Below are 21,312 nucleotides of genomic sequence, written 5' to 3'. Positions count from 1 at the left end.
GTCCGGCGTTCACGAGCGGCGGGGTCCGGGTGTCACAGCGACCGGCGGATGCGGTCCGCCTCGCGCCTGAGCCGGCCGGCCTCCTCGTGGTCACCGCGGTCCGAGGCGCAGTCGGACAGGTGCTCGCACACGGCCATCAGCGCGGGGTGGTCGTCACCGAGGGCCGCCCGGAAGATCCCGTCCGCCTCCCGCAGCACGCGCTCCGCGGCGCCGCCGTCGCCCTGGGCGCGCAGCACGGGTCCGAGCCGGGTCAGGGACTTGGCGCGGTAGTAGTGCCGCTCGCCGTAGAGCCGCAGGTAGATCGCCTCGGCCTGTTCCAGCGTCCGCCTCGCCTCGGCCGTCCGGCCCTGCGCGAGCCGTAAGGAGCCCAGCTTGTTGAGGCAGGCCGCGTACTTGTGCTCCTCCGTCTCGCTGCGTTTGCGGTGCAGCTCCACCACTGGACCGAGGAGCCGCTCGGCCCGGTCCAGTTCGGCGCGGGCCCGGCGGCTCAGGTCGCGGCGGTGCAGGAGGCGAAGGCTGCGGCGCGCCTGCTCCTTGTGGCTCTCGCTGCGCCGACGGAGCACGTCCGCCAGGAACTTGGCGATCTGGGCCGTCTCGAAGTCCTCCGGTCCCCGATGGGCGCCGAACACCGTCAGGGCCTCGGTGAGCATCGCCTCCGCGTGTTCCAGCTGCCCCCTGTCCTGGGCGACGATGCCCAGGTCGCGCTGGAGCATGGCCCGGAAGACGGTGTAGTCGGGGGGCTCCTGGGTGCCCCGGGTGGGTATGCACTCCTCCGCCCGCCGGTAGTGCCGGGTGGCCTCGGTGAGGCGTCCCGCGTTCCGGTGGATCAGCCCGGTCTCCTGCTCGGCGACGGCCCAGTCGAGGCTCTCCTCGCGCCATGCCTGGCCCTCGTAGATCCCGACCGCGGTCCGGGCCGCGCGCAGTGCCTCGGGGAAGCGGTTGTGCTCGCGCATGATGCCTCCCAGCTGCCGCTGGCAGTGGGCCCGTAACCGCAGGAACGCCTCCTCCTCGCGGTCGTCGCACAGCCCGAGGGCGCGGCGGCACTCCCGTTCGGCGTCGTCCAGCCGTGCCAGGAGATAGTGCTGGCGGGCCACGGCGTACCGCGCCGTCGCCCGGCCGAGGACGTCACCGTTGCCGATCTCGCGCAGCTCGGCCTCCCGTTCGAAGAAGTCCAGGGACCGCACCCAGTCGCAGCGGTGCTCCTGATAGGCGCCGACGCGGTGCAGCAGCCGGGCCAGCGCCTCGGGGTCCTGGGAGGCGCCGAGCCCGCCGTCGGCGTCGTCGCCCCAGGCGAGCTTGTCGATGACGGCCTCGACGTGCGGCATCAGCCGTTCGCACACCGGCCTGGACGCCAGCAGGCCCGGAGTCGTGGGGAAGCAGGCCTCCACCAGCCGTACCGCGGCCTGGGACCACTCCAGGCGCTCGGCGAGACTGAGCCCGTCGTGGATCAGGGTCTGGACGCGCGGGTGCATGCCGTAGGCGGCGGATCCGTCGCGCCAGTCGCCGCTGCGGGTCAGCAGGGAGTGGTCCACCAGCAGCAGGACCTCGCGGTTGAAGGTGACCGGGTCGGCCATCACCCTCTGCAGCCGGACCGGGAGGACCGACCGGTACTGCATCAGGGTGGTCTTCCGCACGTCCTCCGAGGCGAGGAACGTGCACAGCCGCAGCAGATCCACCGCGGCGGGAGAGGCCTCCGAGATGCGGGAGATGGCGAGCCGGAAGGTGTCCTCGACCGAGGCCCCGCCGGGCAGGTCGCGCAGGTACTCGGCCACGGTCGTCTCCGCCTGGACGATGTAGGCCGCCGCCTGTTCGAGGGCCAGCGGCAGCCAGCCGAGCTGGCGGCCGAGCCGGGTGAAGGCCTCCAGGACCTGCTCCGAAGCCTCCTTCGGTTCGATGCCGAAGCGCCGCCGCAGGAACTCGATGCCCTCGTTCTCCGGGAAGACCCGCAGCTCGATCGGGCTCGCGCGCAGGCCGTCCCACCCCTGGTTCTGCTGGGTGGTGATCAGCACCTCGCCGTCGCCCTCCGACGGCAACAGGCTGCGCAGCGCGTCCTCGTAGGCGGGCCATCCGTCGTAGACGAGCAGCCAGCCGCGCTGCTCGCGCAGCCAGCGCCACAGGTTCATGAGGACGACGTTCTTGCTCTCCTGGTCGTGGATGCCCACGTACTGGGCGAACTCCAGCAGCTCCGTGCGCAGCGCGTCGGGCCCGGAGGCGTTGAGCCACCAGGTCAGGGAGTGCCGGTCCAGCTGGTCGCGGGCGTAGGCCACGGCGAGCTGGGACTTGCCGGCACCGGTCGCCCCGTACAGGACGCAGACCCGGGGCACGGGCCGCTCGTCCCGTCGGCGCCCGCGGACCGGCCCCCGCAGCACGCCCACGATGCGTTCGGTCTCGGCGGTGCGGCCGGTGAAGTACATGCTGAGAACGGGCAGGTTGTGCGGCGGTCCCTGGAGCGCGCTCGTCGGCACGTCCGGCAGGAGGTCCGGTGCGGACCTGCGGGCGACCTGCGCGGCGACGCCGCCGGCCAGGGCCGCGACCAGCCCGGCGCCCACGGACAGCCACCACAGCAGAGCGCCCCCGGAGTCGGCGGCTTTCACGGCCACCGCGACGAACGCGGTCGTTCCGGTTCCCGCCCCGGCGGAGACAGTGATCACCCAAGCGCGCATGTGGTTCCCCCGAAGCCGCGCCGCTGCCGTGGGATTCGGCCCACGTTCAGAGCGAATGTCGTCGAATCTTCTGTTTTCCCTACTTCTCTGCCGTGCAACCAATCGGTAACCGGTTCGTTGAAACCATCAGTTCGGGGCCGGTCGGTGGAATAACATCCCGGCTTGCGCAAGTCTGTTCTGCCGTTCACCGGGTGTGACCCGAGCACGGTGGCAAGGGTGCCGGAGGCGGCAATGAGGCAGGAGCCGGATCGACAGACCCCGAAGGCGCCGAACGTCGCCTTCGTCCACTGGGCGTTCCCGCCGACGGTCGGCGGCGTGGAGTCGTACCTCTGGAACTGCTCCAGGCTGCTCGCCAGAAGCGGTTACCGGGTGACGGTGTTCACGGGGACGCCGTACGTCCGGACGCCCCCGGAGAGCGGGGTCGAGGTGCTGCGGCATCCGGGGCTCGACCTGTCCCGGGCCGTCGGGAGCGCCGCGGAGCGGGCCGGACTGCGCACGTGGTTCAGGCGTGAACTGGCCCGCAGGGAGATCCGGTTGGTCCACGGCCACAATCTTCACCACTTCTCGGCGGCGCCGGCCGAGGCGCTGCTCGACCTCAGAGCCGAGCTGGACCTGGTGCTGCTGCACACGTACCACAGCATCTGGCGCGACCCCGAGAGCGTCGCCCTGGCCAGGGCGTGCGGTGAGTTCGACGCGCACTTCGCGGTCTCCGGCTTCCTCCGTGACGCCTGCGCGGAGGACCTCGGGGTGCAGGGCGCGGAACTCATGTATCTCGGCATCGACGCCGAATCTTTTCTGCGGGTTCCGGAACTCGCAGATCCGGCACCGGACGACGAGGCGCTCATTCTGCTGCCGGCCCGTCTCATTCCCGACAAGGGAGCGCTGACGGCCGTACGGGCGATGCGCCGGGTCCTGAACGAGAATCTTCGGGTGCGCCCTCGCCTTGTTCTCATGGACACACCGAATTCGGTTGATTTCCACGGCGAAAAGGTCGGTTTCCGAGATGACGTGACCAGGCTTGCCAAGGATCTGAATGTCGCGGATCGCGTGAGTTTCGACCGGGCGGGCGTGGACGGAATGCACGAGCTGTACCGGCGTGCGCGTGTCGTGGTGTGTCCGTCGACGTTCGCCGAGCCCATGGGCCTCGCGGCGCTGGAGGCGATGTGTTCGGCACGCCCCGTGGTCGCCACCGACGTGGGCGGCCTCGCCGAGGGAGTCGGCCGGGACGGCTCGACCGGGTTCCTCGTACCGTCCGGTGATTCGGACGCCCTGGCCCGGCACATCACCGAACTGCTCCGCTCGCCGGGCCTGGCGCGCACCGTCGGCAATGCGGCGAGGAAGCGCGTGGTGGCGGAATTCGACCTGGAGAGTCGTTGTCTGCCCCCTTTGCTGTCGTCCTACGAGAGGTGTTCGGGTCTTCCGTTCCGGCGGGGTCAGGAGGCCACGTGCCGCCACCCCTCGGGAAGTCCCTCGACCGTGATGCCGTCCGTCGGGTGATCCGTGCGGACGGTGATGTTCCGCCCGGCCAGCCGAAGGCCCTCGACCCTGCGGATCAGCGGTGCGGTCGGGGAGAGCTCCCGGACCATGGGGGTGACCCGCAGGGTGCGGTCCGTGGCATTCGGCCGCAGGCCCAGCAGTGCACCGAGCAGAGCCACCCCTGACGCGGCGGACCAGCCCTGCGGACGGCAGGCGGCAGGGTAGGCGAGCGGAGCGGGCGCTCCCTGCGTGCGGCTGTCGCCGCCGTACAGTTCCGGCATCCGGTACTCGAAGTGGCTCGCCGCGTCGAGCAGGCCCGTCGTCAGGGCGTACGCCTCCTCGTGGCGGCCCGCCGCGGACAGGCCCTGGACCGCGATCGCGGTGTCGTGCGTCCAGACCGAACCGTTGTGGTAGCTCAGCGGGTTGAAGCCGGGCAGGGCGGCGGAACGGCTGCGCAGCCCCCAGCCGGAGTTCAGTTCGGGCGACGCGAGCCACGCCGCCACGTCCCGGCAGCCGCCGGCGTCCAGGATGCCGGTGGACGGCAGCTGGCCCATGTTGGACGCGGGTCCGCTGACCGGTTCCAGACCCCGGCCGACGGCGATCGCCACGTACCGCGGGGCCGGGCCGTGCCGGGCCGGCACCCAGAAGGCGTCGGCGAAGTGCTTGCGCAGCGCGTCCGCCCAGGTACGAAGCCGCAGGGCCGCGTCGTGACGGCCACGGGCCGACAGCAGTTCGGCGAGTCCCGTCGCCGCCTGGTAGGCGTACCCCTGCACCTCGCACAGCGCCAGCGGTGGTTCGATACGGCGGCCGGTCGCGTCCCGGACGGCGTCCTCGCTGTCCTTCCACGACTGGTGGCGCAGCCCGCCCTGCCGGGGGTAGTAGCGCAGGAACCCGTCCTCGTCCCCGGCGCAGACCTCCAGCACCCACTCCATGGCGCGCTCGGCGTACGGCAGCAGCGCGTCCACCTCGTCCGCGGGCAGCCCCCAGTGCCACGCGTCCACCAGGAGCGAGACGAACAGCGGGGTCGCGTCGACCGAGCCGTAGTAGCGGGAGGGAAGACGCAGGCCATGCCCGTGTTCGGCGTCGGCCGGGCGCAGCTCGTGGAGGATGCGGCCGGGCGCCTCCTCGCGGAACACGTCGTGGGCCGTGCCCTGACGGCGCGCGAGGGCCCACAGGGTGCCGCGGGCCAGATCCGTGCCCAGGGGCAGCATCATGCGCGCCGACCAGATCGAGTCGCGGCCGAACAGCGTCAGGTACCAGGGGCAGCCCGCCGCGATGAACTGGTCCTCGGGGCCGCCCGCCGTCCGCGTTCCGCGGTCGGGGTCCGCGAGCCGCAGCGCCCCCAGGTCGTCCAGGCCCCTGCGGACCAGTGCCACCAGCCGCGGGTCGCCCGCCACCCGGGGTTCGGCCCAGGGGGCCGGGGAGCGCGGGGCGCCGGGGTGACCGGGCGGGGTGGGGACCGCGCCTCCGGTCACGCCGACGTGGGTGTGCCAGTCCTCGCCCGGGCGCAGCACTATCCGGGGCCAGGCGAAGGTGCCGCCCTCCGGTCCGTCCGTGACCTCCGGCGCGCTGGCCTCGCCCGCGGTGCGGACCTCGGCGAGGCCCGCCGGGGTCTGCCAGCGCAGACCGCCGCCGTCCCCGGAGGCGGTGCACGGCACGGTCGGCGTCCGGCGGCCGCGCTTGACGTCGGCGATGTCCGCGAGGTCGGTCGCCAGCGCCAGTTCGAGCCGGAGCCGCCGGGTGACCGTACCGACGTTCCTCAGCTGGATGAACTCGCCCTGCCCCGCCACCCGGACCCGCTCGACGATCAGGGTCGGGTCGTCCGTCGGGTCGCCCTGGTAGCGGTGGACCGAGGTGAAGCGCACCCGGTCGGGGCCCAGCGGCTGTACGCCGATCGGCTCGGGTTCGCGTCCGTCGATCTGCAGCCAGACCGTGTGCAGCAGCCTGCGGTCATGGCCGTAGAAGCCCTCGGCCCGAAGGCCGCGCAGTTGTCCGTCCCGTGGCGATGCCACGAAGGCCGGGGCCGCCACGCACATCACGACGTCGTGGAGCAACGGTTGCAGAGCGCTGGGGAGTTCCGCCGACTCGTACACGGAGCGTCTTTTCCCGCTGGGCGCGAACGTCACTCACGTGGCCCAGCGACGGCTTCCGCTCCGCCACCCTCGGCCCGTCACTCCCAGCGGAAGAACCTCCCGGCCGCCCCCAGCCCCACCACCGCCCACACCGCGAGGATCCCGAGGTCCCCCCACGGCATCCCCGCCCCGTGCTGCAGCACGTCCCGCAGTCCGTCCGACAGTGCGGAGATCGGCAGCAGGCCGAGGACGGACTGGGCGCCGCCGAACCTGTCCAGCGGGACGATGACCCCGCCGCCCACCAGCAGCAGCAGGAACACCAGGTTGGCGGCGGCCAGGGTCGCCTCCGCCTTCAGGGTGCCCGCCATGAGGAGGCCGAGGCCGGAGAAGGCGGCGGTGCCGAGGACCAGGAGGAGCAGGACGGCGAGCGGGTTGCCGTGCGGGGACCAGCCGAGGGCGAAGGCGATCACCGTCAGGAGGATCACCTGGAGGACCTCGGTGACCAGGACGGAGGCCGTCTTGGCCGTCATCAGGGCCCAGCGGGGCAGCGGGGAGGAGGCGAGGCGCTTCAGGACGCCGTAGCGGCGCTCGAAGCCGGTCGCGATGGCCTGGCCGGTGAAGGCCGTGGACATGACGGCGAGGGCGAGGATGCCGGGGGTCAGGAAGTCGACCGCCTTGCCGGATCCCGTGTCGACGACGTCCACCGAGCTGAAGAGCACGAGGAGGAGGGTGGGGATCACCACCGTCAGCAGGAGCTGCTCGCCGTTGCGGAGCAGCATCCTCGTCTCCAGGGCCGCCTGCGCCGCGATCATGCGGGCGAGCGGGGCGGCACCCGGCCGGGGGGTGAAGGTGCCGGTGTCGGTAGCGGTGGTCATGAGCGCAGCTCCCTGCCGGTCAGCTCCAAGAACACGTCCTCCAGCGTGTGGCGTTCGACCGAGATGCGGTCGGGCATCACGCCGTGCTGGGCGCACCACGAGGTCACCGTGGCCAGCAGCTGCGGGTTGACCTTGCCGACGATCCGGTAGGAGCCCGGGGTCAGCTCGGCGGCCGTGGAGTCGGCCGGCAGCGCCTTGAGGAGCGAGCCGACGTCGAGGCCGGGGCGGCCGGTGAACCGCAGGGTGTTCTCGGCGCCGCCCTTGCACAGCTCCTCGGGGGAGCCCTGGGCGATCACCCGCCCGGCGTCGACGACGGCGACGTCGTCGGCGAGCTGCTCGGCCTCCTCCATGTAGTGCGTGGTGAGGATGACCGAGACGCCGTCGGTGCGCAGGTCCCGGACCAGGTCCCAGGTGGCGTGCCGGGCCTGCGGGTCGAGGCCGGCCGTCGGCTCGTCCAGGAAGACCAGTTCCGGTCGTCCGACCACGGCCATGGCGAGCGCGAGGCGCTGCTGCTGGCCGCCGGAGAGGCGGCGGTACGACGTCCGGCCGCAGCTGCCGAGGCCCAGCCGCTCCATCAGCGCGTCCACGTCCAGCGGATGCGCGTGCAGCTTCGCCACGTGCCGCAGCATCTCGTCGGCGCGGGCGCCCGAGTAGACGCCCCCGGACTGCAGCATCACGCCGACTCTGGGGCGCAGCTCGGCGGACTGCCGTACGGGGTCGAGGCCCAGGACGCGCACCGTGCCGGAATCCGGTCTGCGGTACCCCTCGCAGGTCTCGATCGTGGTCGTCTTGCCCGCCCCGTTGGGGCCGAGTACGGCGGTCACGCCCGCCTCGGCGGTCAGGTCGAGGCCGTTCACAGCGGTCTTGGCGCCGTACCGCTTCACCAGGTCCCGCACCTGGACCACCGGCTCACTTCGCATGGTGACAGAGTCTAAGGACGCCTGCCGTCACCCGGACGGCCGGGTGCTAGATCTCCTCCTCACGGGGGCGGTGTACGGCCAGCCACCGCTCGGCGTAGGCCACCGCGTCCGCCACGGGGAAGAGCCGGGCGTCCGCCGCGCCGACCTTTCCGCGGACGACGACGCTGCGGTCGCGTTCGAAGTCGTACCCCAGTTCGTCGAAGCGGTCGGAGGTGATCGCCACCTCGGTGACCTCCTCCCAGCCGCCGGGGGCGGGACGGCCGACCCGGACGCGCGGGGTGGGGATCCGGTACTCGGCGAGGTGGAAGCTGGTGCACGTGGCGTAGCCGGTGCCGAGCATGAGCACGCGCGCGTGCAGCTCCTCCAGCCGGGCCAGCGGGCTCCGCTCGCCGAGCCGGCAGTCGGGGGCGTGACCGTCGACGATCTCCGCCGCGCGGGGGCCGACGGCCGCGAAGGAGGTCTGCGGGTGGGCGCTGCGCCGCGCACCCGGCCAGGTCCGCACCGTCTCCGGTATCACGCCGACCCCGCGGGTGGGGGTGGTCCGGGGGTCGTACGGCGGCATGGTCGCCCGGATGGTCTCCCACCACTCCTCCGGAACCGGCGGATTCCCCCACACGGCGGGGTCCGAGAGGTCGCCGCTCTGGGTGGGGACCACCAGGGTGCCGTCCGGGCCGACGGCGTCGAGCAGGGCCCGGACGACGGCGACGGCTCCGCCGTTCACCCATCCGAGGGAGCTGAGCGAGGTGTGTGCGAGGAGGATCTCGCCGGTCTTGACACCCAGCAGGTGAAGCTGCTGCGCGAGGGCGTCCCGCGTGACAAGAGGGCCGGTCGGAGGCGGTGTGGGCATGGTTCCGGAGTGTTCCCGAGGGGGCCGTGGAACGCCACCGAATTGGCTGAGGGATGATCGATCAAAGATCGTTTCCGCAGGTCAGGGCCACCGCTTGGTTAGGTATGCCTAAGTGATGCAGGGCACCGTCCCGTCGCCCGGACGCCGCTTGCCTGGCTCTGAGGAATTACGCAACAATGGCGTTGTGAAAAACGTCGGCGAGGCTCGGGAGACCCCCACGGGGACCCCGCAGGAGGAGCTAGCGACCGGTGAGCGCTCGACGCGCAACCGGGTCGCGCGGTCGATCCTGGACCACGGGCCGTCGACCGTCACCGAGCTGGCCGGACGCCTGGGCCTGACCCCCGCGGCCGTACGCCGGCATCTGGACGCCCTGGTCGCCGACGACGTCGTGGCGGCACGCGAGCAGCGGGTGTACGGCGCGCGGACGCGCGGCCGGCCCGCCAAGGTCTTCGCGCTCACCGACTGCGGCCGGGACGCCTTCGACCAGTCGTACGACAAACTCGCCGCCGACGCACTGCGCTGGATCGCGGAGCAGGGCGGCGGCCAGGAGGCGGTCGCCGCCTTCGCGCGGGCCCGGATCATGGCCCAGGCGAGTGTCTACCGCAAGGCGATCGAAGGCGTGGACCCCGACGAGCGCACCGAAGCGCTGGCCAAGGCCCTGAGTCTGGACGGGTACGCTGCAACGGCGCGCACCGCTCCGGTCGGCGAACAGCTGTGCCAGCACCACTGCCCGGTCGCCCATGTCGCGGAGCAGTTCCCCCAGCTGTGCGAGGCGGAGACGGAGATCTTCGCCGAGCTGCTCGGAACCCACGTCCAGCGACTGGCGACCATCGCGCACGGCGACGGCGTCTGCACGACGTTCATCCCCAAGATTTCCACTGACGCATCTGCTAGCACGGCCGGGAGGAACCCCGCATGACTCTCCCCACGGAGACTGCCCACCCTGAGCTCGAAGGCCTGGGCAAGTACGAATACGGCTGGGCCGACTCCGACACGGCCGGCGCCTCCGCGAAGCGCGGCATCAACGAGGACGTCGTCCGGGACATCTCCGCCAAGAAGAGCGAGCCGGAGTGGATGACCAAGCTCCGCCTCAAGGGCCTGCGCCTCTTCGAGAAGAAGCCCATGCCGAACTGGGGCTCGGACCTGTCGGGCATCGACTTCGACAACATCAAGTACTTCGTGCGCTCCACGGAGAAGCAGGCGGAGTCCTGGGAGGACCTGCCCGAGGACATCAAGAACACCTACGACAAGCTGGGCATCCCGGAGGCCGAGAAGCAGCGCCTGGTCGCCGGCGTCGCCGCCCAGTACGAGTCGGAGGTCGTCTACCACCAGATCCGCGAGGACCTGGAGGAGCAGGGCGTCATCTTCCTCGACACCGACACCGCGCTGAAGGAGCACCCGGAGCTCTTCAAGGAGTACTTCGGCACCGTCATCCCGGTCGGTGACAACAAGTTCGCCTCCCTGAACACCGCCGTGTGGTCGGGCGGCTCCTTCATCTACGTGCCGAAGGGCGTGCACGTCGAGATCCCGCTCCAGGCCTACTTCCGCATCAACACGGAGAACATGGGCCAGTTCGAGCGGACCCTGATCATCGTCGACGAGGGTGCCTACGTGCACTACGTCGAGGGCTGTACGGCCCCGATCTACAAGTCGGACTCGCTGCACTCCGCGGTCGTCGAGATCATCGTCAAGAAGAACGCCCGCTGCCGTTACACGACCATCCAGAACTGGTCGAACAACGTCTACAACCTGGTCACCAAGCGCGCCGTCGCCTACGAGGGCGCCACCATGGAGTGGATCGACGGCAACATCGGCTCCAAGGTGACGATGAAGTACCCGGCCGTCTACCTGATGGGCGAGCACGCCAAGGGCGAGACCCTCTCCATCGCCTTCGCGGGCGAGGGCCAGCACCAGGACGCCGGCTCCAAGATGGTCCACATGGCGCCGAACACGTCGTCCAACATCGTCTCGAAGTCCGTGGCGCGCGGCGGCGGCCGTACCTCCTACCGCGGCCTGGTCGAGATCGGCGAGGGCGCCGCCGGATCCAAGTCGAACGTGCTGTGCGACGCGCTGCTCGTCGACACCATCTCCCGCTCGGACACCTACCCCTACGTGGACGTCCGCGAGGACGACGTGTCCATGGGCCACGAGGCGACCGTCTCCAAGGTCTCCGAGGACCAGCTCTTCTACCTGATGAGCCGCGGTCTGACCGAGTTCGAGGCGATGGCCATGATCGTGCGCGGCTTCGTCGAGCCGATCGCGAAGGAGCTGCCCATGGAGTACGCCCTCGAACTCAACCGGCTGATCGAGCTCCAGATGGAAGGCGCGGTCGGCTAGGCCGCCGCCGTCACCGTCAAGCCACTCACGTAAGAAAGCGAGCAGACCGACAGCCATGGCTGAGGCTCAGAACTCCCCGGTGGGCTCCACCACCGCCGGCGCCATCGCGGTGGCCGCCGAGTCGACCGTCGCCACGCGCATGAGCGCGCCCCCCTCCTTCGACGTCGCGGACTTCCCGGTCCCGCACGGCCGCGAGGAGGAGTGGCGGTTCACCCCGCTGGAGCGCCTGCGCGGGCTGCACGACGGCACGGCGGTCGCGTCCGGCGACGGCCTGAAGGTCGCGGTGGAGGCCCCCGAGGGCGTCACCGTCGAGCTGGTCGGCCGCGACGACCCCCGGCTCGGCCGGGCCGGCACCCCGGTGGACCGGGTCGCCGCCCAGGCGTACTCCGCCTTCGAGCAGGCCGGCGTGGTCACCGTCCCCAAGGAGACGGTGCTCACCGAGCCGATCCGGATCAGCGTGCACGGCCAGGGCGGGGTCTCCTACGGCCACCAGGTCATCGAGCTGGGCGCCTTCGCCGAGGCCGTCGTCGTCATCGACCACACCGGTGACGTGGTCACCGCCGCCAACGTCGAGTACGTCCTCGGCGACGGCGCCAAGCTGACCGTCGTCTCCGTCCAGGACTGGGACGACAAGGCCGTCCACGTGGCCCAGCACAACGCCCTGGTCGGCCGGGACGCCAGCTTCAAGTCCGTGGTCGTCACCTTCGGCGGCGACGTCGTACGCCTGCACCCGCGCGTCGCCTACGCCGGCACCGGCGGCGAGGCCGAGCTGTACGGCCTGTACTTCACCGACGCCGGGCAGCACCAGGAGCACCGCCTGCTCGTCGACCACAACACCCCGCACTGCAAGTCCAACGTCGCCTACAAGGGCGCCCTCCAGGGCGACGAGGCGCACGCGGTGTGGATCGGCGACGTCCTCATCGAGGCCAAGGCCGAGGGCACCGACACCTACGAGATGAACCGCAACCTGGTCCTCACGGACGGCGCCCGGGTCGACTCGGTGCCGAACCTGGAGATCGAGACCGGCGAGATCGTCGGCGCCGGCCACGCCTCCGCCACCGGCCGCTTCGACGACGAGCAGCTCTTCTACCTGATGGCCCGCGGCATCCCGCAGCACGAGGCCCGCCGCCTCGTCGTGCGCGGCTTCTTCGCCGAGCTGGTCCAGCAGATCGGTGTCGCCGACATCGAGGAGCGCCTGCTCGCCAAGATCGAGGAGGAGCTGGAGGCCTCGGTCGCATGACGTCCACTGCGTTCGTACGCGCCTGCGGGCTGAGCGAGCTGGAGGAGGACACCCCGAAGCGGGTGGAACTCGACGGCACGCCGGTCTCGGTCGTCCGCACCGGGGGAGAGGTGTTCGCCATCTACGACATCTGCTCCCACGCCAACGTCTCGCTCTCCGAGGGCGAGGTGGAGGACTGCCAGATCGAGTGCTGGCTGCACGGCTCCAGCTTCGACCTGCGCACCGGCAAGCCGTCCGGCCTCCCGGCCACGCGCCCCGTCCCCGTTTACCCCGTAAAGATCGAAGGGGACGACGTGCTCGTCTCCCTCACCCAGGAGTCCTGAGGCACCCATGGCAACGCTTGAAATCCGAGACCTGCACGTCACCGTCGAGGCCGACAACGCCACGAAGGAGATCCTCAAGGGCGTCGACCTCACCGTGAAGCAGGGCGAGACGCACGCCATCATGGGCCCCAACGGCTCCGGCAAGTCGACCCTCGCCTACTCGCTGGCGGGTCACCCGAAGTACACGATCACCGGCGGCACCGTCACCCTCGACGGCGAGGACGTCCTGGAGATGTCCGTCGACGAGCGCGCCCGCGCGGGCCTGTTCCTGGCGATGCAGTACCCGGTCGAGGTCCCCGGTGTCTCGGTCTCCAACTTCCTGCGCACCTCCGCCACCGCCATCCGCGGCGAGGCCCCCAAGCTGCGGACCTGGGTGAAGGAGGTCAAGGAGACCATGGAGCGCCTCTCCATGGACCAGTCCTTCGCCGAGCGCAACGTGAACGAGGGCTTCTCCGGCGGTGAGAAGAAGCGCCACGAGATCCTCCAGCTCGAACTGCTCAAGCCGAAGATCGCGATCCTCGACGAGACCGACTCCGGCCTCGACGTCGACGCCCTCCGCATCGTCTCCGAGGGCGTCAACCGGGTCCGCGAGACCGGTGAGGTCGGCACCCTGCTGATCACCCACTACACGCGCATCCTGCGCTACATCAAGCCCGACTTCGTCCACGTCTTCTCGGGCGGCCGCATCGTCGAGTCCGGCGGTGCCGAACTCGCCGACAAGCTGGAGGACGAGGGCTACGAGGCATACACGAAGGGTGGCGTATCCGCGTGACGCAGCTGCCGGGCCTCCTCGACACCGAGGCGATCCGCAAGGACTTCCCCGTCCTGGACCGGCTGGTCCACGACGGCAGGAAGCTCGTGTACCTGGACAACGCGGCGACCAGCCAGAAGCCGCGCCAGGTACTGGACGTCCTCAGCGAGTACTACGAGCGCCACAACGCCAACGTCCACCGCGGTGTGCATGTGCTCGCCGAGGAGGCCACGGCGCTGTACGAGGGCGCGCGCGACAAGGTCGCGGAGTTCATCAACGCGCCCAGCCGCGACGAGGTGATCTTCACCAAGAACGCCTCCGAGTCGCTGAACCTCGTGGCCAACATGCTCGGCTGGGCCGACGAGCCCTACCGGGTGGACCACGAGACCGAGATCGTCATCACGGAGATGGAGCACCACTCCAACATCGTGCCGTGGCAGCTGCTCGCGCAGCGCACCGGCGCGAAGCTGAAGTGGTTCGGCCTCACCGACGACGGCCGCCTCGACCTCACCAACATCGACGAGGTCATCACCGAGAAGACGAAGATCGTCTCCTTCGTGCTGGTCTCGAACATCCTGGGCACGGTCAACCCGGTCGAGGCGATAGTGCGCCGCGCCCAGGAGGTCGGCGCCCTCGTCTGCATCGACGCCTCCCAGGCCGCTCCGCACATGCCGCTGGACGTGCAGGCCCTGCAGGCCGACTTCGTGGCCTTCACCGGCCACAAGATGTGCGGCCCGACCGGCATCGGCGTCCTCTGGGGCCGCCAGGAGCTGCTGGAGGACCTGCCGCCGTTCCTCGGCGGCGGCGAGATGATCGAGACCGTGTCGATGCACTCGTCGACGTACGCCCCGGCGCCCCACAAGTTCGAGGCGGGCACCCCGCCGATCGCGCAGGCGGTCGGTCTCGGCGCGGCGATCGACTACCTCAACGCCATCGGCATGGACAAGATCCTCGCCCATGAGCACGCGCTCACCGAGTACGCGGTGAAGCGGCTGGCCGAGGTCCCGGACCTGAGGATCATCGGCCCCACCACGGCCGAGGACCGGGGCGCCGCGATCTCCTTCACCCTCGGGGACATCCACCCGCACGACGTGGGCCAGGTCCTCGACGAGCAGGGCATCGCGGTACGTGTCGGTCATCACTGCGCGCGGCCCGTCTGCCTCCGTTACGGAATTCCTGCGACCACGCGAGCGTCGTTCTATCTGTACTCCACGCCGGCCGAGATCGACGCTCTGGTCGAGGGCCTGGAGCACGTACGGAACTTCTTCGGCTGAAGGGCGTGAGCTGAAACCGTGAAGCTGGATTCGATGTACCAGGAAGTCATCCTGGACCACTACAAGCACCCGCACGGGCGCGGTCTCCGGGACGGCGACGCCGAGGTGCACCATGTGAACCCGACGTGCGGCGACGAGATCACCCTCCGAGTGAAGTACGACGGCACGACGATCGAGGACGTCTCGTACGAGGGCCAGGGCTGCTCCATCAGCCAGGCCTCGGCCTCCGTGCTGAACGACCTCCTGGTCGGCAAGGACCTGGCCGACGCGCAGAAGATCCAGGAGACCTTCCTGGAGCTGATGCAGTCCAAGGGCCGGCTGGAGCCGGACGACGCGATGGAGGAGGTCCTGGAGGACGCGGTCGCGTTCGCCGGTGTCTCCAAGTACCCGGCCCGGGTCAAGTGCGCCCTCCTGAGCTGGATGGCGTGGAAGGACGCGACGGCCCAGGTGCTGGGTGGCGCCGAAGCCGAAAGGAAGACGGCATGAGCGAGACCGTTGAGATGAAGCCGGCCTCGGAGGAGGAACTCCGCGAGGCGCTGTACGACGTCGTCGACCCCGAGCTGGGCATCGACGTCGTCAACCTCGGTCTGATCTACGGCATCCACATCGACGACGCGAACATCGCGACGATCGACATGACCCTGACGTCGGCGGCCTGCCCGCTGACCGATGTCATCGAGGACCAGGCCAAGTCCGCCACGGACGGCATCGTCAACGAGCTGCGCATCAACTGGGTCTGGATGCCCCCGTGGGGCCCCGACAAGATCACGGACGACGGCCGTGAGCAGCTGCGGGCGCTCGGGTTCAACGTCTGAGGTCCGGCGGCCGGCGTCAGGCATCCGGCACGTGAAAGCGGCGGCACCCTTTCCGGGGTGCCGCCGCTTTCACGTGTCTCAGCTCAGCCCGTCCACGAGGTCGAAGAAGAAGTCCTGGCGGTTGGTCGTGTTGTAGCCGTACGGGTCCAGGCGCAGCTGGAAGTTCTTGTGGCGCAGGGCGTAGTTCGGGTAGTTCACCGACTGGAACAGCACGTCGTCCGAGAACGCCACCTTCTGCGGGCAGAAGGTGGCGTCCTGCCTGAAGAGGCTGCTGCCGTCGTAACTCTCGGCGCGCAGCACGAAGTTCTGGTGGCGCAGGTACAGCCCGTCGTGCGTGGCGAAGGAGTAGCAGGAGGCGTTCGCCAGGCCCTTGACCAGCTCGAAGGTCGAGTCCTCGCGGGACTCGGAGCCGCGGGGCTGGTCGAGGTACACATAACTGCCGCTCACGTGCCAGTAGCGGTCCGGGTAGTTGACCGAGCGGACCGACTTCCCGGAGGCGCTGGGCTGCTGCCCCGAGCCGCCCGACCCACCCGAGCCGCCCGAAGTGCCCTTGGACGGAGTGGACTTGGACGGCTTCGTGCTGGACGGCGAGCTCTTCGGGCCGGCGCCGGACGCGGTGTCCGTCGCCGTGGCGGACGCGGACGCGGTCGGCGAGGTCGCCGACATCCCCGACGTGCCCTTCGGCGGGGCGGTCGTGTCCGACGCCGACGGCGAGGCGAAGGAGAGCAGACCGGGGCCGCTGTCGGTGTTCGCGGACGCCGTGGGACCGGCCGCCGACGTCCTGTCAGGGGCTTTGTGGTTGACGGCGATCGCGGTGACGCAGGCGACGACGGTGGCGATGGCCAGCATGCCCGCCAGCCAGAGTCTTCGGGTTCCGGGGGCCCGGGAGGTGTCGGGGGCCCAGCCGTTCTCCCAGGAGGGATGCGGCGGGGGTTGGGGGGTTATTTCTGGCATGCGCGTTTCCTCCAGCGGCGCCAAGGCAGCGGCAGCCGGGGGTGTGAAGGTGAGGTGGGTGAACTGTGAAGCAGTGATGGATCACAGAGGTGCACACACTAGTGGAGCGGCGGGGCCGTAGGGAGCCGTTTCAGCTAGCGGTTTCTATGAGAATTAAACATCTTCGCGTGGCGCACGGGAGTACGAACGCCACTCCCGGTGCCGTCCGGCAGCCGGCTCGCCGCCCCCGGTCGTGCGCGGCGTTGCGTGCGGCGTCGCGTGCAGCGTTGTGTACGACCGTACGCATCGTTGCGTACACTCGTACACATGGGATATCTGACGCTCGCCGGCGCCATAGCCGCCGAGGTCGCCGCCACGACGGCGATGAAGTACGCGGACGGCTTCAGCAGGCTCTGGCCCACGCTGCTGACGGCAGTGGGATACGTGGTGTCGTTCCTGCTCCTGGCCCAGACGTTGAAGACCCTCTCGATCGGTACGGCGTACGCGATCTGGTCCGGGGTGGGCACCGCGACCATCGCCGTGCTGGGCCTGCTGCTGTTCGGGGAGGCGCTGACCCCGGTCAAGGTGGCCGGGATCCTGCTGATCGTCGGCGGCGTGGTGGTCCTGAACCTGGGCGGTGCGCACTGATGCCGCGCCGTTACGACCCCGACCGCCGGCAGCGGATCATCGAGGCGGCGATCCGGGTCGTCGGCGAGAAGGGCCTCGCGGGGCTGAGCCACCGGACCGTCGCCGCCGAGGCCGATGTCCCGCTCGGCTCCACCACGTACCACTTCAAGACCCTCGACGAGCTGATGGTCGCCGCGCTGCGCCAGACGAACGAGGGCTTCGCCAAGGCGGTCGCCGCGCACGGCGGCCTGGACGACTCCGCCGCGGACCTCGCCGCCGCCCTCGCCCGGATCCTCGGCGACTGGCTGGGCGGTGACCGCACCGCCGTGGAACTGGAGTACGAGCTCTACCTCGCCGCCCTGCGCCGCCCGGCCCTGCGCCCCGTCGCCGCCGAATGGGCCGACGACCTCGCCGAACGGCTCGCCCACCGCACCGACCCGGTCACGGCGCGGGCGCTGGTCGCGCTGATGGACGGCATCTGCCTCCAGGTCCTGCTGACGGGGACGCCGTACGACGAGGGGTACGCGCGGGAGGTGCTGGGGCGCGTGATTCCCTGAGCGGAACGCGTCCGCCGCCCTCCCCGCCGGCCCGGCCGGATCACCGTGAACCCTCCGGCGGGCATCGGGGAACAGGGGGTGACACGCACGCACCGACCAACCAGGGGGAGCCCTCGTGAGCGGACCACCGCCGGCCACGGCACAGGCGGGGGACGACGCGGAGACCGTCGCCCAGTCACTGGAACAACCAGAGCTCTTCGCCCGGCTCTACGACCGCCACGCGCCCGACATCCACCGGTACGCGGCGCGCAGGCTCGGCGCCGACGCGGCCGACGACATCACCGCGGACACCTTCCTGACCGCCTTCCGGATCCGCTCCCGCTACGACCTCGCGCGCCCCAGCGCGCGCCCGTGGCTGTACGGCATCGCGGCCAACCTGATCGGCAAACAGCGCCGGACCGAGGTGCGCGCCCTCAGGGCACTGGCCCGTACCGGGCACGACCCCGTCGCCGCGTCCTGGAGCGAGACCTGGGTGGAGCACACCGACCGCCGGATCGACGCGCAGGGCCCGCTGGCCGGCGCCCTCGCCGCACTGTCGGCGGCCGACCGGCACGTCCTGCTGCTCGTCGCCTGGGCCGACCTCACCTACCAGGAGGTCGCCGAGGCGCTGGACATCCCGGTCGGCACGGTCCGTTCCCGGCTCAACCGGGCCCGGCGCAAGGTACGTACGGCACTGGGCGCCGATCCGGCATTCGTGGGCGACATCGCGGAGGTGGCATAACGATGGACGAGATGACCGAGGTGCGCGCCCTGCGTGCCCAGGCCCCGGTACCCGACCGGGCGCGGCTGGCGGCGGGACGCGCCCGGCTGACCGACGCGGCACGGGCCGGGGAGCGGCGCCGGGCCCTGTGGCGGCGCCGGGAGTTCGCGATCGTCGCGGTCGTGGCCGCGGTGACCGCCGTGGCCGTCACCGCGGCCCTGCTGGTCGGCGGGACCGGCAGGGGACGCAGGGTCCAGCCCACGACGCCGGACATCGACCTGAAGGGGATGAGCGCGCACGACTTCCTGGAACGGGCTGCCGACGCGCTCGACAAGCAGCCGGCGGGCACCGAGCCCACCGGGAAGCAGTGGATCTACACGATGACGGCGACGGGACCGGACACCGGGGAACCGTCGCCCGAGGACTCGAAGCGGGAGGACTGGAAGCGGTACGACGGCGAACGGCGGGTCTATCAACCGGCGGCGGGCCATCCCGGACTCAAGGTCGTCCGGGGACGTGCCACGCGCCTGGGGCTGGACGACTACGACTCACCGCGTGAGATGTACCGGTTCATGGCCGCGCTGCCGGCCGACGGCGAGGGGACGCTGCGGGCGCTCCGTGCGAGGAACGCCGTCGAGGACACCGATGCGGGCCCCGGAGCCAAGGCGTGGAACGACTACGCCGAGATCAGCGCCCTCCTCCAGGCCGACCTCGCGCCGCCCGCGGGGCTGGCCTCCCTGTACCGCGCCCTCGCGCTCCTGTCCGACCAGAGGATCACCGGCCACCTGGTCGACACGGTCACCGGCCGCAAGGTCGTCGTCCTGACCCACGACGTCGCAGGCGTCGGCATCGACCTGCGCCCGCGCAAGGCCGACGGCAAGGCCAGGATGGCCAAGCAGACGCTGATCGACCCGCGGACCTACCGCGTCGTCGGCTTCGGGACGGTCGTGGACGGCAAGGTCGCCGACATCGACGAATGTGTCACGACCGCGGTGGTGGACAAGGCCGGCGAGCGCCCCTGACCCGCCCCCCGGACCCGGGCGGCCCGTGCCACGGGGGAGTGCGGGCCGCCCGGCGCAATCCTCCGGGCCCGCCCCCTGAGACGCCCCGCACGCTGGTTCGCCTCGCAGGCCCCCGGCCGGTTAGGTTGCCCTCATGACCGACACGACTGCTCCTCGTCCCACCGGTGCCGCCGCCGCCGGCCTCGCCACGATCGCCGCCGACGGCACCGTTCTCGACACCTGGTTCCCCGCCCCCGAACTCATCGCCGAGCCCGGCCCGTCGGGCACCGAGCGGCTGTCCGCGGAACAGGCCGTGGAACTGCTCGGCGAGGGTGCCGCGAAGGCGCTCGGCCCGGACGCCCGCCGCGGTGTCGAGGTCGTCGCGGTCCGCACGGTCATCGCCTCGATCGACGAGAAGCCGATCGACGCGCACGACGTCTACCTGCGCCTGCACCTGCTCTCGCACCGACTGGTCAAGCCGCACGGCCTGAGCCTGGACGGCCAGTTCGGCTTCCTCGCCAACGTCGCCTGGACCTCCCTCGGCCCGGTCGCCGTCGACGACATCGAGAAGGTCCGGCTGAACGCCCGCGCCGAGGGCCTGCACCTCCAGGTGACCTCCATCGACAAGTTCCCGCGGATGACGGACTACGTCGCCCCGAAGGGCGTGCGCATCGCCGACGCCGACCGGGTCCGCCTCGGCGCGCACCTCTCCGAGGGCACCACCGTCATGCACGAGGGCTTCGTCAACTTCAACGCAGGCACCCTCGGCACCTCGATGGTCGAGGGCCGCATCTCGGCCGGCGTCGTGGTCGGCGACGGCTCGGACATCGGCGGCGGCGCCTCCACCATGGGCACGCTGTCCGGCGGCGGCAACGTCATCATCGCCATCGGCGAGCGCTGCCTGATCGGCGCCGAGGCGGGCGTCGGCATCGCCCTCGGCGACGAGTGCGTGGTCGAGGCCGGCCTGTACGTCACCGCGGGCACCCGCGTCACGATGCCCGACGGCCAGATCGTCAAGGCCCGCGAGCTGAACGGCGCCTCCAACATCCTCTTCCGTCGCAACTCGGTCTCCGGCGCCGTCGAGGCCCGCCCGAACAACGCGGTCTGGGGCGGGCTGAACGAGATCCTGCACAGCCACAACTGACGATCGGCGGCCGTGGCCTGCGGCCGCCTGCACGATCAGCGTCCTGACCACTGCCGAACTGTCGGCAGTGGCCGGCGCCGGCCATCGCCGAGCGCCCTTCTGCGACCCGAGGACGGCTCGGGGACGGCCCGAGGCCAGCTCGGGGACGGCCCTGGGGAGGGCGCTCACGCGGCGCACCTCGGCGGAGTGCGGCGACGGCTCCGTGCCGCCACGGCTCCGTGCCGCCCGGCGGGGCAGCGCTCAGTCGCCCCGAGGCGCGGCCGCCCTGAACTCCGCGAGCACGGTGAAGTCGGCCTCCCGCAGCCCGATCCGGGGGTCGACGTGGTGCAGCAGGGCCGGGCCGGGGTGGTGGGCGCGGACGTACAGCGTGTCCGCCGGGCTCTGTTCGTCGTCCACCCAGGCGAACGGGCGCCCCTCCGCGTACGCCACGATCGCCTCGGTCTTCCAGTGGACCCCGTCGGGCCGCTCCGCGAGCAGGCTCCGGCCGAAGTCGACGTACGGCAGCTCGGGGAGCCCCACGACGGGCGCGATCCAGCGGTTGGCCTCGGCCATCCAGGTGGTCGCCCAGCACAGCTCGAAACCGAGGGCGAGCAGCGCCGGACCGTGCGACGGGTTCAGCCACACCCGCAGCGGGCGCCCCGAGCGGACGGTCGCCCTGATCGTCGTGTACCCCGCGGGGCGTCGCTCGGGCTGGGCGGCGTACGGGTTGAGGGGGCCGTCGACGTCCAGGAACAGCAGGGGGCGGCTCACGGGATCA

Annotated in this window: 21 protein-coding genes; 14 read left to right on the top strand and 7 right to left on the bottom strand. The window is 71.1% G+C overall.

Translation table 11 applies throughout. The annotated features are described in order from the left end of the window. Positions 1-32: 32 nt before the first annotated feature. A complete protein-coding gene (locus tag ACFZB3_RS20760) occupies positions 33-2,651 on the bottom strand; it encodes a tetratricopeptide repeat protein (protein WP_391377111.1) in 2,619 nt (872 codons plus the stop codon). A 243-nt stretch (positions 2,652-2,894) separates the two neighbouring features. Between ACFZB3_RS20760 and ACFZB3_RS20755 the strand changes: the two genes are divergently transcribed. After that, positions 2,895-4,160 carry a glycosyltransferase gene (locus ACFZB3_RS20755; protein WP_391377110.1) on the top strand — a complete coding sequence of 422 codons (1,266 nt, stop codon included), beginning with the start codon at positions 2,895-2,897 and terminating at the stop codon, positions 4,158-4,160. Here the strand turns inward: ACFZB3_RS20755 and ACFZB3_RS20750 are convergent. From ACFZB3_RS20750 to ACFZB3_RS20735, 4 genes are all read right to left on the bottom strand, one after another. After that, positions 4,097-6,232: a glycogen debranching N-terminal domain-containing protein gene (locus tag ACFZB3_RS20750; protein WP_391377109.1), complete on the bottom strand. Its 2,136-nt coding sequence runs from the start codon at positions 6,230-6,232 to the stop codon at positions 4,097-4,099. The genes ACFZB3_RS20755 and ACFZB3_RS20750 overlap by 64 nt on opposite strands. Positions 6,233-6,309: 77 nt before the next feature. Beyond that, positions 6,310-7,086 (bottom strand): ABC transporter permease, encoded by a 777-nt coding sequence (locus ACFZB3_RS20745; protein WP_391377108.1) that lies wholly within the window; start codon positions 7,084-7,086, stop codon positions 6,310-6,312. Continuing rightward, on the bottom strand, positions 7,083-8,006 hold the full coding sequence (locus tag ACFZB3_RS20740; protein WP_391377107.1) for an ATP-binding cassette domain-containing protein: 924 nt from the start codon (positions 8,004-8,006) through the stop codon (positions 7,083-7,085). The genes ACFZB3_RS20745 and ACFZB3_RS20740 overlap by 4 nt, the downstream gene beginning before the upstream one ends. 46 nt (positions 8,007-8,052) lie before the next feature. Continuing rightward, complete coding sequence (locus tag ACFZB3_RS20735) at positions 8,053-8,853, bottom strand: AAC(3) family N-acetyltransferase (RefSeq protein WP_391377106.1); 801 nt, start codon at positions 8,851-8,853, stop codon at positions 8,053-8,055. A 184-nt stretch (positions 8,854-9,037) separates the two neighbouring features. Here ACFZB3_RS20735 and ACFZB3_RS20730 point away from each other — a divergent pair, with 184 nt between their 5' ends. From ACFZB3_RS20730 to ACFZB3_RS20695, 8 genes are read left to right on the top strand one after another with little or no spacing between them, the layout of a single operon-like run. Continuing rightward, positions 9,038-9,772: a winged helix-turn-helix transcriptional regulator gene (locus tag ACFZB3_RS20730; RefSeq protein ID WP_391377105.1), complete on the top strand. Its 735-nt coding sequence runs from the start codon at positions 9,038-9,040 to the stop codon at positions 9,770-9,772. Continuing rightward, positions 9,769-11,190, top strand: a complete 1,422-nt coding sequence (gene sufB / locus ACFZB3_RS20725) for a Fe-S cluster assembly protein SufB (RefSeq protein WP_189260921.1) — start codon at positions 9,769-9,771, stop codon at positions 11,188-11,190. The genes ACFZB3_RS20730 and sufB overlap by 4 nt, the downstream gene beginning before the upstream one ends. Positions 11,191-11,245: 55 nt before the next feature. Next, positions 11,246-12,430, top strand: coding sequence for a Fe-S cluster assembly protein SufD (gene sufD, locus ACFZB3_RS20720; RefSeq protein WP_391377104.1), 1,185 nt, complete (start codon positions 11,246-11,248; stop codon positions 12,428-12,430). Next, positions 12,427-12,753: a Rieske 2Fe-2S domain-containing protein gene (locus ACFZB3_RS20715; RefSeq protein ID WP_391377103.1), complete on the top strand. Its 327-nt coding sequence runs from the start codon at positions 12,427-12,429 to the stop codon at positions 12,751-12,753. The genes sufD and ACFZB3_RS20715 overlap by 4 nt, the downstream gene beginning before the upstream one ends. Before the next feature lie 7 nt (positions 12,754-12,760). Further along, entirely contained in the window at positions 12,761-13,525 is a 765-nt protein-coding gene (sufC, locus tag ACFZB3_RS20710; RefSeq protein WP_361284100.1) for a Fe-S cluster assembly ATPase SufC, read from the top strand. Continuing rightward, positions 13,522-14,778, top strand: coding sequence for a SufS family cysteine desulfurase (locus ACFZB3_RS20705; RefSeq protein ID WP_391377102.1), 1,257 nt, complete (start codon positions 13,522-13,524; stop codon positions 14,776-14,778). Before sufC ends, ACFZB3_RS20705 begins: the two co-directional genes overlap by 4 nt. Before the next feature lie 18 nt (positions 14,779-14,796). Next, on the top strand, positions 14,797-15,264 hold the full coding sequence (gene sufU / locus ACFZB3_RS20700; protein WP_384030438.1) for a Fe-S cluster assembly sulfur transfer protein SufU: 468 nt from the start codon (positions 14,797-14,799) through the stop codon (positions 15,262-15,264). Next, positions 15,261-15,593: a metal-sulfur cluster assembly factor gene (locus tag ACFZB3_RS20695; protein ID WP_351485771.1), complete on the top strand. Its 333-nt coding sequence runs from the start codon at positions 15,261-15,263 to the stop codon at positions 15,591-15,593. The genes sufU and ACFZB3_RS20695 overlap by 4 nt, the downstream gene beginning before the upstream one ends. 78 nt (positions 15,594-15,671) lie before the next feature. Here the strand turns inward: ACFZB3_RS20695 and ACFZB3_RS20690 are convergent, their stop codons facing one another. After that, the gene (locus tag ACFZB3_RS20690; protein WP_391377101.1) at positions 15,672-16,547 is read right to left on the bottom strand and encodes an AbfB domain-containing protein; all 876 of its coding nucleotides are present in this window, start codon (positions 16,545-16,547) and stop codon (positions 15,672-15,674) included. Between the two features lie 306 nt (positions 16,548-16,853). Here ACFZB3_RS20690 and ACFZB3_RS20685 point away from each other — a divergent pair, with 306 nt between their 5' ends. From ACFZB3_RS20685 to dapD, 5 genes are all read left to right on the top strand, one after another. Further along, the gene (locus tag ACFZB3_RS20685; protein WP_391377100.1) at positions 16,854-17,174 is read left to right on the top strand and encodes an SMR family transporter; all 321 of its coding nucleotides are present in this window, start codon (positions 16,854-16,856) and stop codon (positions 17,172-17,174) included. Next, positions 17,174-17,710, top strand: a complete 537-nt coding sequence (locus ACFZB3_RS20680) for a TetR family transcriptional regulator (protein ID WP_391377099.1) — start codon at positions 17,174-17,176, stop codon at positions 17,708-17,710. Before ACFZB3_RS20685 ends, ACFZB3_RS20680 begins: the two co-directional genes overlap by 1 nt. 115 nt (positions 17,711-17,825) lie before the next feature. Continuing rightward, the gene (locus tag ACFZB3_RS20675; RefSeq protein ID WP_391377098.1) at positions 17,826-18,431 is read left to right on the top strand and encodes a sigma-70 family RNA polymerase sigma factor; all 606 of its coding nucleotides are present in this window, start codon (positions 17,826-17,828) and stop codon (positions 18,429-18,431) included. Positions 18,432-18,433: 2 nt separating this feature from the next. Continuing rightward, positions 18,434-19,432 (top strand): CU044_5270 family protein, encoded by a 999-nt coding sequence (locus ACFZB3_RS20670; protein WP_391377097.1) that lies wholly within the window; start codon positions 18,434-18,436, stop codon positions 19,430-19,432. 133 nt (positions 19,433-19,565) lie between these two features. Then, positions 19,566-20,555, top strand: a complete 990-nt coding sequence (gene dapD, locus ACFZB3_RS20665; RefSeq protein WP_391377096.1) for a 2,3,4,5-tetrahydropyridine-2,6-dicarboxylate N-succinyltransferase — start codon at positions 19,566-19,568, stop codon at positions 20,553-20,555. Positions 20,556-20,795: 240 nt separating this feature from the next. Here dapD and ACFZB3_RS20660 read toward each other — a convergent pair whose 3' ends face one another. Continuing rightward, positions 20,796-21,305, bottom strand: a complete 510-nt coding sequence (locus tag ACFZB3_RS20660) for a hypothetical protein (protein WP_391377095.1) — start codon at positions 21,303-21,305, stop codon at positions 20,796-20,798. Positions 21,306-21,312: the final 7 nt, after the last annotated feature.

Origin of the sequence: Streptomyces sp. NPDC008092 (assembly GCF_042957285.1) — a bacterium.
GTDB lineage: Bacteria > Actinomycetota > Actinomycetes > Streptomycetales > Streptomycetaceae > Streptomyces.
Note: the sequence above shows the minus strand (reverse complement) of the source record. Positions and strands in the feature narration are given on the sequence as shown.

What these genes read in the sequence shown, in the direction of transcription:
- ACFZB3_RS20755 (WP_391377110.1), top strand. Translation starts at nt 2,895, where the DNA reads ATGAGGCAGGAGCCGGATCGACAGACCCCGAAGGCGCCGAACGTCGCC.
- ACFZB3_RS20735 (WP_391377106.1), bottom strand. Translation starts at nt 8,853, where the DNA reads ATGCCCACACCGCCTCCGACCGGCCCTCTTGTCACGCGGGACGCCCTC.
- sufB (WP_189260921.1), top strand. Translation starts at nt 9,769, where the DNA reads ATGACTCTCCCCACGGAGACTGCCCACCCTGAGCTCGAAGGCCTGGGC.
- sufC (WP_361284100.1), top strand. Translation starts at nt 12,761, where the DNA reads ATGGCAACGCTTGAAATCCGAGACCTGCACGTCACCGTCGAGGCCGAC.
- ACFZB3_RS20715 (WP_391377103.1), top strand. Translation starts at nt 12,427, where the DNA reads ATGACGTCCACTGCGTTCGTACGCGCCTGCGGGCTGAGCGAGCTGGAG.
- dapD (WP_391377096.1), top strand. Translation starts at nt 19,566, where the DNA reads ATGACCGACACGACTGCTCCTCGTCCCACCGGTGCCGCCGCCGCCGGC.
- ACFZB3_RS20690 (WP_391377101.1), bottom strand. Translation starts at nt 16,547, where the DNA reads ATGCCAGAAATAACCCCCCAACCCCCGCCGCATCCCTCCTGGGAGAAC.
- ACFZB3_RS20685 (WP_391377100.1), top strand. Translation starts at nt 16,854, where the DNA reads ATGGGATATCTGACGCTCGCCGGCGCCATAGCCGCCGAGGTCGCCGCC.
- ACFZB3_RS20695 (WP_351485771.1), top strand. Translation starts at nt 15,261, where the DNA reads ATGAGCGAGACCGTTGAGATGAAGCCGGCCTCGGAGGAGGAACTCCGC.
- ACFZB3_RS20745 (WP_391377108.1), bottom strand. Translation starts at nt 7,086, where the DNA reads ATGACCACCGCTACCGACACCGGCACCTTCACCCCCCGGCCGGGTGCC.
- ACFZB3_RS20670 (WP_391377097.1), top strand. Translation starts at nt 18,434, where the DNA reads ATGGACGAGATGACCGAGGTGCGCGCCCTGCGTGCCCAGGCCCCGGTA.
- ACFZB3_RS20740 (WP_391377107.1), bottom strand. Translation starts at nt 8,006, where the DNA reads ATGCGAAGTGAGCCGGTGGTCCAGGTGCGGGACCTGGTGAAGCGGTAC.
- sufD (WP_391377104.1), top strand. Translation starts at nt 11,246, where the DNA reads ATGGCTGAGGCTCAGAACTCCCCGGTGGGCTCCACCACCGCCGGCGCC.
- ACFZB3_RS20680 (WP_391377099.1), top strand. Translation starts at nt 17,174, where the DNA reads ATGCCGCGCCGTTACGACCCCGACCGCCGGCAGCGGATCATCGAGGCG.